The 12,154-nt window shown below is 36.4% G+C and carries 13 protein-coding genes; 7 read left to right on the top strand and 6 right to left on the bottom strand.

Features of this window, described 5'->3' with window-relative positions; all coding sequences use genetic code 11:
* Window positions 1-84: 84 nt before the first annotated feature.
* Together GWJ01_RS11775 and nfo are read left to right on the top strand one after the other, a co-directional pair.
* A complete protein-coding gene (locus tag GWJ01_RS11775) occupies window positions 85-1,179 on the top strand; it encodes a YeiH family protein (RefSeq protein WP_202611194.1) in 1,095 nt (364 codons plus the stop codon).
* A gap of 167 nt (window positions 1,180-1,346) precedes the next feature.
* Window positions 1,347-2,189, top strand: coding sequence for a deoxyribonuclease IV (gene nfo, locus GWJ01_RS11770; protein ID WP_109393691.1), 843 nt, complete (start codon window positions 1,347-1,349; stop codon window positions 2,187-2,189).
* A 104-nt stretch (window positions 2,190-2,293) separates the two neighbouring features.
* Here the strand turns inward: nfo and fruK are convergent, their stop codons facing one another.
* Window positions 2,294-3,232, bottom strand: a complete 939-nt coding sequence (fruK, locus tag GWJ01_RS11765; protein ID WP_109393690.1) for a 1-phosphofructokinase — start codon at window positions 3,230-3,232, stop codon at window positions 2,294-2,296.
* A 193-nt stretch (window positions 3,233-3,425) separates the two neighbouring features.
* Between fruK and GWJ01_RS11760 the strand changes: the two genes are divergently transcribed.
* The 3 genes from GWJ01_RS11760 to yeiP all read left to right on the top strand — a co-directional run bounded on the left by GWJ01_RS11760 (window position 3,426) and on the right by yeiP (window position 6,108).
* Window positions 3,426-3,842 carry a nucleotide triphosphate diphosphatase NUDT15 gene (locus tag GWJ01_RS11760; RefSeq protein ID WP_109393689.1) on the top strand — a complete coding sequence of 139 codons (417 nt, stop codon included), beginning with the start codon at window positions 3,426-3,428 and terminating at the stop codon, window positions 3,840-3,842.
* Window positions 3,843-4,132: 290 nt separating this feature from the next.
* On the top strand, window positions 4,133-5,374 hold the full coding sequence (gene mtr / locus GWJ01_RS11755; RefSeq protein ID WP_109393688.1) for a tryptophan permease: 1,242 nt from the start codon (window positions 4,133-4,135) through the stop codon (window positions 5,372-5,374).
* A gap of 161 nt (window positions 5,375-5,535) precedes the next feature.
* Window positions 5,536-6,108 (top strand): elongation factor P-like protein YeiP, encoded by a 573-nt coding sequence (yeiP, locus tag GWJ01_RS11750; RefSeq protein ID WP_098943455.1) that lies wholly within the window; start codon window positions 5,536-5,538, stop codon window positions 6,106-6,108.
* Window positions 6,109-6,249: 141 nt separating this feature from the next.
* Here the strand turns inward: yeiP and GWJ01_RS11745 are convergent, their stop codons facing one another.
* Both GWJ01_RS11745 and GWJ01_RS11740 read right to left on the bottom strand, forming a co-directional pair.
* The gene (locus GWJ01_RS11745; RefSeq protein WP_226892311.1) at window positions 6,250-6,504 is read right to left on the bottom strand and encodes a hypothetical protein; all 255 of its coding nucleotides are present in this window, start codon (window positions 6,502-6,504) and stop codon (window positions 6,250-6,252) included.
* A 339-nt stretch (window positions 6,505-6,843) separates the two neighbouring features.
* Window positions 6,844-7,155, bottom strand: a complete 312-nt coding sequence (locus GWJ01_RS11740) for a hypothetical protein (RefSeq protein ID WP_109393687.1) — start codon at window positions 7,153-7,155, stop codon at window positions 6,844-6,846.
* Between the two features lie 344 nt (window positions 7,156-7,499).
* Between GWJ01_RS11740 and GWJ01_RS11735 the strand changes: the two genes are divergently transcribed.
* Window positions 7,500-8,228, top strand: a complete 729-nt coding sequence (locus GWJ01_RS11735; protein WP_161711113.1) for a phosphatase PAP2 family protein — start codon at window positions 7,500-7,502, stop codon at window positions 8,226-8,228.
* 340 nt (window positions 8,229-8,568) lie between these two features.
* Window positions 8,569-9,183, top strand: a complete 615-nt coding sequence (mepS, locus tag GWJ01_RS11730) for a bifunctional murein DD-endopeptidase/murein LD-carboxypeptidase (RefSeq protein ID WP_098943463.1) — start codon at window positions 8,569-8,571, stop codon at window positions 9,181-9,183.
* A gap of 122 nt (window positions 9,184-9,305) precedes the next feature.
* On the opposite strand, the gene GWJ01_RS11725 is transcribed toward mepS, so the two are convergent.
* The 3 genes from GWJ01_RS11725 to rsuA form a co-directional block, all read right to left on the bottom strand.
* A complete protein-coding gene (locus GWJ01_RS11725) occupies window positions 9,306-9,653 on the bottom strand; it encodes a YejG family protein (RefSeq protein WP_109402727.1) in 348 nt (115 codons plus the stop codon).
* Between the two features lie 519 nt (window positions 9,654-10,172).
* Window positions 10,173-11,357 carry a Bcr/CflA family multidrug efflux MFS transporter gene (locus GWJ01_RS11720; RefSeq protein ID WP_337247768.1) on the bottom strand — a complete coding sequence of 395 codons (1,185 nt, stop codon included), beginning with the start codon at window positions 11,355-11,357 and terminating at the stop codon, window positions 10,173-10,175.
* A 37-nt stretch (window positions 11,358-11,394) separates the two neighbouring features.
* Window positions 11,395-12,099, bottom strand: a complete 705-nt coding sequence (rsuA, locus tag GWJ01_RS11715; RefSeq protein ID WP_109402728.1) for a 16S rRNA pseudouridine(516) synthase RsuA — start codon at window positions 12,097-12,099, stop codon at window positions 11,395-11,397.
* Window positions 12,100-12,154 lie beyond the last annotated feature (55 nt).

The raw sequence follows: 12,154 nt of genomic DNA, 5'->3' as shown, positions 1-12,154 counted from the left end.
GTTATTATTATAAAAATAATGAGTTTAATAAATAAGATTGCTTGTTATATGCTTATGCAAAATTCATATAAGCAAGGTTTTTCTATGTCAGAGCAAAGTCAATCTATTACATTGGCGAAAAAATATTTCACTCCAGTCTATCGCTGGCTTCCTGGTTTATTATTAACAGGCGTATTAACTGCGCTTGCTATTTATATTGGTGATATTCCTTGGTTTTCGAGCATGGGTTTAGGCGCATTAACGCTGGCGATCCTATTCGGTATTATTGTAGGTAATACCTTTTATCCTGTTGCAAAGCCTTATAGTGATGAAGGTGTCAAATTCGCTAAACACTATTTATTACGTACAGGTATTATTTTGTACGGTTTTAGACTGACTTTTCAGCAAATTGCAGATGTAGGTGCAACAGGTTTAATTATAGATGCCATTATGCTGACATCGACTTTTCTTATCGCTATGTGGATTGGACGCAAATATTTCGGCTTAGATGAACAAACTGTCATCTTGATTGGTGCGGGTAGTAGTATTTGTGGTGCTGCGGCTGTTATGGCGACAGAGCCTGTTGTTAAAGCACAAGCAAGCCAAGTTGCCGTTGCGGTTTCTACTGTTGTGATTTTCGGTACTATCGGTATTTTCCTTTACCCTTGGTTCTATCATTTAAATACATTTGCAGGCTGGTTACCCTTTACAGAAGAAACCTTTGGTATTTTCTCCGGCTCAACTATTCACGAAGTCGCTCAAGTCGTCGCTGTAGGACACTCAATTAGCCCTGATGCTGAAAATGCTGCGGTTATTAGTAAAATGATCCGCGTAATGATGCTAGCACCATTCTTAATTATTCTTTCAACTTATTTAAGTAAGAAGAAAAGTAAGGCAAACAATGGTGCACAAGCGACTGAGAAAAGCCCAATTACTATTCCTTGGTTTGCCGTATTCTTTATTTTAATGGCGGGTTTTAACTCTTTAAATTTAATTCCAGCGTCTATTGTTAGTTACATTGTGACTATTGATACCATTCTCTTAGCAATGGCAATGGTGGCATTAGGTTTAACAACACATATTAGCGCTATCCGACAAGCAGGCGTCAAACCATTATTATTAGCGTTATTCTTATTTTTCTGGTTAACCCTTGGTGGTGCGATAATTAATATCTTTATTCAGACTGTGTTGATGTCTTAATAGGAATATCGATATAAATAATCCCCCTTAAAATTTCGCCTTGAGAAGTACTTTTCATTATTGCGCAACTATTTTTAGTTGCGCTTTTTTGCTTTTATCACCTCAATATGATGTTATACGCTGTATGTTTGTTATCATGGTGTGAAATAAATCTAAGGAGAGAAAGAATGAAATTTGTTGGCGCACATGTCAGTGCTGCTGGTGGCGTCGATCAGGCGGTATTACGCGCACATGAAATAAAAGCCACTGCGTTTGCCCTTTTTACTAAGAATCAGCGCCAGTGGAAAGCAGCACCATTATCGGCAGAAGTCATTGATAAATTTAAAAAGAACTGTGAACTTTATGGTTACGGCCCCTCCCAAATTTTACCCCATGACAGTTATCTCATTAATTTAGGTCACCCTGAAGAAGATGCTCTTGAAAAATCAAGAGACGCATTTCTAGATGAAATGCAGCGTTGTGAACAACTGGGTATTGAGTTACTTAATTTCCATCCGGGAAGCCATTTAAATAAAATTGATGTTGATAAGTGCCTACAAAAAATAGCACAATCAATTAACATCACTTTAGAAAAAACTAAAAATGTCACTGCCGTGATTGAAAATACCGCAGGCCAAGGTACAAATTTAGGTTATCGTTTCGAACATCTAGCCACCATTATTGATGGGGTAGAAGATAAATCTCGTGTAGGCGTTTGTATTGATACTTGCCACACTTTCGCCGCCGGTTATGATCTGAGAACAATTGAAGATTGCGAAAAAACATTTGCTGAATTTGAAAAGATTGTCGGTTTTCAATACCTAAAAGCGATGCACCTTAATGATGCAAAAAGCGAATTAGCCAGTCGAGTAGACCGTCACCACAGTTTAGGTGAAGGGAATATTGGTAAAGTCCCTTTTAGCTATATAATGCAAGATAAGCGTTTTGATGGTATTCCGCTGATTTTAGAAACCATCAACCCAGATATTTGGCCTGACGAAATTGCTTGGCTAAAGTCACAACAACACTAGAAACAGTAGCAGCATTAATAAGATTTGCGGTTTATACAATTTTCATTTTTTACAGTTTTCGTTTTATATTGTTTTTTTATTATAGTAATAAACCGCAAATTATCTTATTTAATCGGTGTTAGCTCTATCTTAGTCATCATTTCAGCAAGTTGACTCCTGTCTTTTATTCCTACATCAGGCTGACTGACTGATAACGCAGAAACCGCAGTTGCAAGACGCAAAGTATGCTCACTCGTTTGACTCATTAATAAACCATACACTAATCCAGCAACCATCGAATCCCCAGCACCAACGGTACTTATCACATCACAATGTGGTGGATTTGCCAGCCATGCGCCAGATGCATTTACCCATAAAGCCCCTCTTTCACCCAGTGAAATAACGACATGTGCTATACCTTTATCGCGTAGTTGATGAGCGGCTTTAATAATATCTGCCATTTCAGTTAATGAATGTCCTACCCACGCTTCTAATTCACGATGGTTAGGTTTTATTAGCCAAGGTGCTGCTTTTAGCCCTGCGACTAAAGCATCACGACTGCTGTCAAAAATAATGCACGGACATAATCTTCTTAGCTTAATCATCCATTGAGTAAAAGCTTCAGGATCAACGCCATTCGGTAAACTGCCACTGACAACGACCATATCGAAATGGCCAAGCCAATTAAGTGAATCCGTTGCAAAACGCTGCCAATCTTGCTCTGATACGGTGAATCCTGAAAAATTAAAGTCAGTAACTTGCCCTTTTCCTTCGGTTAACTTCACATTAATACGTGTTCGTCCTGACACAAGATAAAAACGGTTAGCCATCCCATTTTCACTAAAGAAGTGCTGAAATTCTTCTTGATTTTCACGTCCCATAAACCCGCTAACAGTAATATCAATGCCCAAATCACGTAAGACTTTCGCGACATTATTGCCTTTACCCGCAGGATTAAGCCCAGCAGTTTGGACTAAATTAACACCACCTACATCAATAGCTGGACAAGCGCCAACAAGATCATAAGCAGGGTTTAAGGTGATCGTAGCGACACGGCGACTCATGCCTTCACTCCCCAATCATTTTTATTATGAATATTTAGGGTGCTATATATAGCATCAATTAACCTTTTATTCAGTGAATTTGTTTTTTTATCCTTGCACTCGATCCCCCCGCAAAGGAGAATATTGACCGTAAAAAGCGACTTATTTCATACATTAACTATAACTATATAAAAAAGAAAAAAAGGAGTCTTAAATGTCTGTCGTAGTTGGCGTTGGCGTAATTATCACTAATGAAAATGGTGAAGTATTATTAGGAAAACGTTGTGGAAAACATGCCCCTTATTGGTCAATTTTTGGTGGACATGTTGATGAAGGGGAAACTTTTGAGCAATGTGCTATTCGCGAAATAGAAGAAGAAATTGGGATTGTGATCACTGCACCACAAGTGATTGGTATTAGCAATAATCTAGAAACTTACCAGTTAGAAGGTAAACACACTGTCTCTATTTGTATGATCGCACAACACCAAGGTGATGAGCCTAAATTGATGGAACCAGATAAATGCTCTGAAATCCGCTGGTGTTCTCCAGATGATTTACCTGAGCCACACTTCGAAGCTAGTCGCAATTCTATTGCATTATGGAAAAGTAAGCAGTTTTATCAAGGTTAATTAAAAACACCCTATCACGTTCATTATTCTGGATCTTTTTTGTTCAGAATAATGTTCGAATTATCTATTTCTGCGCAAATTTTCACTTATTTATCGCTGTGTTTCTTTATCATTTCTAATAATTCTCACACTAATCCATTGATTTATATAACCCCCTTTTTCTACTGTATTATTTTTACTCACTTTTTTCTTTTATAAAGCACAATAACCTCTATTTACACCTTTATAGCAAACGTGTATTCTTTACACCATCAAGCTAGTACATTGAGTCAATTTTATAAGGACATCTTATGTCAGAAGTCACGTCAATAACAAAGCGTCCATCCGTACTTGGTGGCGCAATGATCATTGCAGGTACCGCTGTGGGTGCAGGCATGTTTTCCATTCCTATTGTGACTTCCGGTGTCTGGTTTACTGGTTCTATTTTTCTTCTGATCTACACCTGGTTTTGTTTATTTATGTCTGGGTTAATGATCTTAGAAGTAAACCTTCATTATCCTTTGGGATCAAGCTTTCATACCATTACCAAAGACTTATTAGGAAAAGGCTGGAGTACGATTAATGGACTATCGATTGCGTTTGTTCTTTATATTTTAACTTACGCTTATATTTCTGCTGGCAGTTCCATTATCGTGCAAAACTTTGCAGGTATGATCAGCGTACCACAAGCCATTGCCGGCTTAGTCTTTGCCTTAATTGTTGCTTTCTTTGTTTGGTTATCAACACGTTCAGTAGATAGACTAAGCACTATTTTAATTGGCGGTATGGTAATCGCCTTTGTGTTAGCCATTGGTGGCTTATTTACGGAAGTAAAAATGCCTGTGTTATTTAATACCAATGAAAACAATGCGAGTTACTTACCTTATGCTTTAGCTGCGTTACCTTATTTACTAACCTCGTTTGGTTATCACGGCAATATTCCAGGTTTAGTAACGTACTATCGTAAAGATGGCAAAGCCGTCATGAAAAGCTTGCTTATTGGCACATTGATTTCACTGGCGATTTATATTTTATGGCAGTTTGTTGTACAAGGTAATATTCCTCGCGAAGGTTTCAAGCAGGTAATTGCTGATGGTGGAAATATTGGTAACTTATTAGCACAAATGCGTTCAACAACCGCCAATGCCACTGTATCAATGTTATTAGACTTGTTCTCTTATATGGCATTAGCAAGTTCATTCTTAGGCGTGTCATTAGGATTATTCGATTACTTAGCGGACTTCTTTAAGTTTTCAAATACAAGAAGCGGTCGATTTAAATCTGCATTAGTCACATTTATACCACCGACTATTTTAGCAATCATTTTTCCTGATGGTTTCTTATATGCCATTGGTTTTGCAGGACTTGCAGCAACGATTTGGGCTGCGATTATCCCTGCATTAATGGCAAAAGCAAGTCGTGAACGTAATCAAAGTCAAAGTTTTAAAGCTCCTGGTGGTATGTTTATGATTGGTTTTGTTATTTTATTTGGTGTTATCAATGCCAGTGCACATATTTTAGCGAACTTTAATCTTCTTCCTATCTACCGTTAATTTCTTTTCTAAAAGTTAATATCTAAAGCCAGCCCATACTTGAGCTGGCTTTATTTTTTCATCAAATCTTATAAAAAAATGAGCGAATAACTTGCCAAGTTTCTGCACTGCGAGTAATTTTGTCGCCATTATCGTCAATGTTATTTAATGGAAGGTTTTATATGGCAAAAGCCAATGAAATTAAACGTGGTATGGCTGTTAGTTATAACAACAAATTATTACTGGTAAAAGATATCGACATCCAAGCACCAAGTGCTCGTGGCGCAAGTACGCTGTACAAAATGCGTTTTACGGATATCCGTACAGGCCAGAAAGTAGAAGAGCGTTTTAAAGGCGATGATATGATTGATACCATCAGCTTAACACGTCGTGCTGTTAGCTTTTCTTACATCGATGGTGATGAGTATATCTTTATGGATAATGAAGATTACACACCATATACCTTCAAAAAAGATCAAATCGAAGATGAATTACTGTTTATTCCTGAGGAAGGCTTAGCGGGAATGCAAGTATTAACAATGGATGGTCAAGTTTTAGCATTAGAACTGCCACAAACTGTTGATATGGAAATTGTTGAAACTGTTCCAGGTATTAAAGGCGCATCTGCAAGTGCTCGTACTAAACCTGCGACATTACCAACAGGGTTAGTTATTCAGGTTCCTGAATATCTTTCTACTGGCGATAAAATTCGCATTCATATTGCTGAACGTCGCTATATGGGCCGTGCTGACTAATCAACAGTCAAAAACTCTACTCATTAGCGCATAGCTAATGTTGCTTTAAATAGGTCAGATAATCGTAAAGAAACCCAATGTGACAAACGATTATTTGACTTGTTTATCTTTACTACCTACTTCTATTTCCCCACAGATGCCTTAAAAATACTGAACGTCAATAACACCATTCTTTTGGGTATCATCCATCCAACGGATCTCAGCCTTACCCATATCTTGAGGCAAAATAATAGTTTGTTGGGATTTATCAAAAGACGCTGGAATGATGGGTTGAGTAGATGTAAACACTTTGTTGTGTTTGTAACATTGGTATTCAGCTTTATCAAATGTAAAATTCATTTCACATGCAGGATCCACAATCGCACCCCGCAGATAAATCTGCCCTGTTGTTTGCATGGGATCAGACGCCCAAGCCAATGATATCGAACTGGAAACGAGAAGACTGCATACTACGGTCAGATATTTTCTCATAACGACCTCACTTCTTGTTTGCGCTAGCAGGTATGGGGATCACACCTACCCGACATATTTTCATCATAGCAATAAAATATGACATTCATATAGACATAAGAAGAATATTTGATGTCTATCAAATATAAACGCTCGATATTTATAAATAAGAAATCAACGTTGATTAAACTTAAGCCAAATATTTAAAATAATAAATAACACTATAGAGAAGCATTAAAAAATATTTAATTAACTCTATAATTTTTATTATTTAAAAATGAAAATTTAGTTATAAACAACATTCATTATAGCTAAATGATCATTTATCCATTTAATATTCATAGAACCTTTATTGTTAATCAATTTAGAGCTAAAGTGCTTATTCCTTTCTAACTGATATTGAGATTCTTGCATTTCACTACCGTTCCAACAACTTGTTTTAAAAGTGTTTTTATCTGTATCCATTAAACAATTACCCTCAACAATTGCACCAACAAAAGTGATAGTTCCAGAGCCGATAACTTTATTTTCTTTACTAAAAGATGGAATGCTAAATAATAAAGATAAGCATATAGCTGTAATATATATCTTTTTCATTTTGAATCTCCTTTGTTATTGGAGTGTAAGGAGTCACAAGCCAATATGTTATTAAAGACATAACTAATATCGGCCTGTAACTTTTTTTATTTAACTTTTATCTTTAATTAAAGAATAGAAAACAATTATAAATTACTCAAATTACGACTATTGAAAAAAAACACCTAAAATTTAGGTTAAGTAGAGATTAACGAGGTACAACAAAAAAGAAACAAAAAAATAACATCCACTTAAGCGATAAATTGCAAAGATATATTTTTTTATTTTGACTATAGTCCTATCATTAAACTTTGAATTTTTGTGACAGGCATCACAAAAAACTTAAAACTTGCCATTTTATTACTATGAAACTTTCTAATTTTCGCCAAAAAGCACTTGTTATTTTTTTACTTAATCTCACAGGATTAATTATTTTTCTCTCTTGGTATCTTCCTGCACAGCATGGAATCTGGCTATCAATTGATACCCAGATTTTTTATTTTTTTAATCAGCACCTGTTACCTGATAGTTTTTTTGCGACTTTTGTTGCTTATATCAATAACAGAAAGTTTGATTTAGTTATTTTATTGGCAATGGGTGCACTTTATTACCATACATTTCGTAAGAAAGATTATAGGGGCAAACGCCATCTTATAATTGTAGGATTAGTGATGGTAATTAGTGCCGTACTCATCAATCAAATTGGACAAAATATTCCAATTGAAAGACCCAGTCCGACACTTCATTTTGAAAATGTACATAGGGTAGGTATTGTGACCGGTATTCCGACAAAAGATGCCTCGGGTGACAGCTTTCCTGGTGATCACGGCTTAATGCTACTTATCTTTTGTAGTTTTATATTACGTTATCTATCGTTTCGCTCTTTTTTATGCGCACTTCTTATTACCGTTGTATTCTCACTACCGCGTGTTATGGCGGGGGCACACTGGGCTTCTGATATCTTAGTGGGCTCTGTTTCTTTAACGTTGATCGCCACAAGTTGGTTATTAATAACACCATTATCTGATGCTATTATTAGGAAACTGGAAAAGACCCTTCCTTTTAAAAATAAAAAAGAAAACCCACCTAATTAATTAAAAGAGAATAAGTGTGATATTTGCACTTATTCTTTTGGTCATTTTTTGACAGTTAAATGATATTATTATGACAAAATGAGATCTATTTTAAGTATTAGCACTTTATTATCTAATGTTTTGTAAATTAAGCTTCTTTTCTCTCGCCATTTAGTCCCTATTTCTGTACACTTTTGTGGTTTCCTCATTATTTATTGTTTAATGTAGATATTTACGTGCTTTAGAGCACGTTTTTCGCGAAATAAGGTTGCCAGAGTTAAATTACACTATATTCTCTGGTTATTTGGTGAATAATTCAGGTGCACTTCTGCACGTAAGGATGTAAGGGAAATCTGTCACAATGAGAACAAAACCGTATATGAGAATGCTTAAGCTCATACCGGCGTTCATTGTTGTAGCTACGCTATCGGCATGTAGCTCACAGAACGCAAATTCACGCTTAGCGAATTCAAGCACCACCCCACTTAATACATCATCAAGCACATCTATTTCCCAAGCATCACAAGATGAATTTGAATCATTGGTGAAGAATCTCGATATAAAATCTAAGATACTTGACCAATATGCAGACTGGAAAGGCGTCGCTTATCGTTTAGGTGGAGACACTAAAAAAGGCATCGATTGTTCTGCCTTTGTTCAAAGAACCTTTATTGACCAATTCGGTGTAGAACTCCCTCGCTCAACCTCAGACCAACAATTCTCTGGTACTCAGGTTAATAAATCAAAATTACAAGCAGGCGATCTCGTTCTATTCAAAACAGGCCGTACTATGCGCCATGTTGGAATTTACATCGGTAATGATAAATTTGTACATGCATCCACCAGCAATGGTGTAACAGTGTCTGAAATGTCTAATACCTACTGGAATAAACGTTTTTATGCAGCAAGACGTGTTATAGAAAATAATGATGCCGCACTTGTTGAAAACAACCTTTCGCAAAATGTATTAAGATAATTAATTCCCTTATATCTTAATGCAATAAAAAAGCCTCATTAATTAATGAGGCTTTTTTTTATATTCTTTATCATACTTAAACCACACAATGGCTTCGTTGGTTTTATAACATTAAGTAAGTGTTATAAATAAGAATATGCCGTTGGGAATGGCTCAGCAATAGCGACACCAGCATTTTTTAAGCAACATAAAGCAGCACATTCATCGTCACTATGAAGGAAAAGGCAAGGAGCGCCATCCCATTCAATCACAACGCTCTCAATATGAAGATTACTCAGATACTGACGCAAATTCTGTATTGCTTCACCCAGTGTCATACCATCATGACTTAACAACTTTAAGCCAATCAGCGTATTTTGCTTTCCAGCATCATTTTCAGGCAGTATTTCTACTCTTGTGCCCGTAAAGCCTGCTAGCCACCGATAACTCAGCGGCAGCTTATGAACTACCGAAAGTTGTACATTATCCACAAATCAATCCTGTTTCATCAACACGTTAATTTAATACATCATCAATACGAGTTTGAACTGACTTGCTCACACGCATATTAGAACTTTGTTAACTATAGAATACAATTGTTACAATTATTTTACAAGAAAGCGAAGAGACGTATCAAACCATTCATTTAGTTTAGTATTTACAGGTATTCATACCTGTGATGCTTAATCTCTTCAATTATTCTTTCATTTATTTAACATTTTATCAACCATATAAAATAATTGTATAAAATATTACGCATTCAAGTAAAACAATCCATCAATTTTTATCACGATACTTCATATCAACAAAACAATAATAGATGATTATTAAAATAAATTTTACTCAATTTAACAAAATAACAACATCAAGTATTGATTCAAATCAAAAAATCACACTAATTTGAAACGATTCATGAAATACAGCAGAGGAAAATGTGGTGTTTTTAGAGGAAACAGAGGCAGAAAAAGAGGAGCACGCTATAAATTTCTGTTATTTATAGCGTGATATTCTTATTTATAACGACGTGCAAGTAAGATGAAACCCATAGCAAACAATACACAAAATGCCATAGAGCTTACCATTGGCCATTCTGATTTTGCTGGTAACATAGCAATAGCTGTTCCTACTAAAGCACCTACACCAAAACGAACTGTTCCAGCAAGAGAAGAAACCGTCCCCGCCATATGAGGATAGTCATCAAGAATAACAGCCATCGCATTCGATGTTATCATCGCAATCCCACCCACATACATTGCTACACCCACAACAAGGAAATAGAAATGTAAATTAAAAGCGACCACCAGCAATAAAAAGATCCCCATAACACATTGAATCGTTAAGCCTAGGCGCAACATCTTCAATGCACCAAATCGGCGAACATATCGCCCATTGATGCTTGTCATTACAATTAAGAAGATGATATTAAAGCCAAAATATAATCCAAACTGATCAAATGGAATGCCATGTAATTCGATATAGACAAAAGGGCCAGCACTAAGGAATGAAAACATGCCAGCAAAAGAAAATCCTGAAGCCAAAATATAACAAAGGACACGACGTGTTCTAAACAGACTAATAAATTGGCTAAATGTCACTCTTAAGCTAAAGCGTTGACGACGCTCTTTTGGCAAGGTTTCTGGAATATAAAAAGCAATTAATGCAGATGCAATCACAGCAGCTATCGCAATACTCCAAAAAATAGCATGCCATGAAAACCAGTTCATCACCCAAGCACCTAATAGTGGCGCTAATAAAGGTGCGATGGTCATAACAAGTGCAACAAAAGACATACTTCTAGAGAAATCATCTCTAGAGAACATGTCTCTCATCAATGCGTTAATCACAACACTTGCCGCAGCTGCTGCAAAACCATGTAAAAAACGCATACCAATTAGCATATCTATTGATTCAGATAATGCACATGCACTAGAGGCAAAAGCAAAAACAATCACGCCGCCCAAAATGACAGGCTTACGTCCCAAACTATCAGCCATAGGACCATAGACTAATTGCCCAATAGCAAAACCAAAAATATAGATACTTAATGTCATTTGCACTTTGCCACTGGGCACACCAAAATCTTGCGCGATAGTGGGTAAACTTGGCAAATACATATCTATAGCCAATGGCATAAGCATGGAAATAAGTCCCAGTATTAAAATGAGACTAAGGTACGACGAACGTTGCTGTTGCACGCAGATAAACTCCCAAAAACGACAGGATAAATAATAATTATTGAGGTAGGTGAATGCTGTTGATCTCTTCTTCTGTTAATGGACGATATTCGCCCTCAGCTAAAGTCTCATCTAATGAGATATCCCCAATACGCTCACGATGTAAAGCACTTACATGATTACCCACTGCTGCAAACATACGTTTTACTTGGTGGTATTTACCTTCACTAATAGTAAGTTTGACTTCTGTTGGTGTAATAATTTCTAACGTGGCTGGTTTTGTTAGATCTTTTTCACCGTTAAGTTGAACACCTTTTTGGAATTGTTCAGCGACACCTTCTGCAATTGGCTCTTCTAGCGTAACCAAATAAGTTTTCTCACAGTGATGTTTTGGCGCCGTAATACGGTGTGACCATTGACCATTATCTGTTAATAAAACAAGCCCGGTTGTATCAATATCTAAACGCCCAGCTGCATGTAACTTATGAGCCAACGGTTCATCAATAAAATAAAGAATAGTTGGATTAACAGGATCGTCTGTTGAACACACATAGCCGATTGGCTTATTCAACATAAAGTAACGAGGCCCTAAAATTTGAGTTAAGACATTACCGTCGTAAGCTACTTCTTGCTCTGGCGCAATTTTGGTTGAACCGCTTTTCACCATTTCGCCATCAATTGTTACAAGCCCTGCTCTTAATTCACGAAGGATCAAGCTACGGCTAATACCCAATTGCTGGGACAAAAATTTATCTAATCGCATGAATTTCTCTGAAAAATGGAAGAATACCATCTGATATGAGGTATCTATTAAAAAT

Origin of the sequence: Proteus sp. G2618 (assembly GCF_009915995.1) — a bacterium.
GTDB classification, from domain to species: Bacteria; Pseudomonadota; Gammaproteobacteria; order Enterobacterales; family Enterobacteriaceae; genus Proteus; species Proteus terrae.
The sequence above is the reverse complement of the archived record's forward strand: the minus strand, read 5'-3'. Positions and strand labels throughout refer to the sequence as shown.

Coding starts and splice junctions, on each gene's coding strand:
- GWJ01_RS11775 (WP_202611194.1), top strand. CDS start 85: ATGTCAGAGCAAAGTCAATCTATTACATTGGCGAAAAAATATTTCACT.
- nfo (WP_109393691.1), top strand. CDS start 1,347: ATGAAATTTGTTGGCGCACATGTCAGTGCTGCTGGTGGCGTCGATCAG.
- fruK (WP_109393690.1), bottom strand. CDS start 3,232: ATGAGTCGCCGTGTCGCTACGATCACCTTAAACCCTGCTTATGATCTT.
- GWJ01_RS11760 (WP_109393689.1), top strand. CDS start 3,426: ATGTCTGTCGTAGTTGGCGTTGGCGTAATTATCACTAATGAAAATGGT.
- mtr (WP_109393688.1), top strand. CDS start 4,133: ATGTCAGAAGTCACGTCAATAACAAAGCGTCCATCCGTACTTGGTGGC.
- yeiP (WP_098943455.1), top strand. CDS start 5,536: ATGGCAAAAGCCAATGAAATTAAACGTGGTATGGCTGTTAGTTATAAC.
- GWJ01_RS11745 (WP_226892311.1), bottom strand. CDS start 6,504: ATGCAAACAACAGGGCAGATTTATCTGCGGGGTGCGATTGTGGATCCT.
- GWJ01_RS11740 (WP_109393687.1), bottom strand. CDS start 7,155: ATGAAAAAGATATATATTACAGCTATATGCTTATCTTTATTATTTAGC.
- GWJ01_RS11735 (WP_161711113.1), top strand. CDS start 7,500: ATGAAACTTTCTAATTTTCGCCAAAAAGCACTTGTTATTTTTTTACTT.
- mepS (WP_098943463.1), top strand. CDS start 8,569: ATGAGAACAAAACCGTATATGAGAATGCTTAAGCTCATACCGGCGTTC.
- rsuA (WP_109402728.1), bottom strand. CDS start 12,099: ATGCGATTAGATAAATTTTTGTCCCAGCAATTGGGTATTAGCCGTAGC.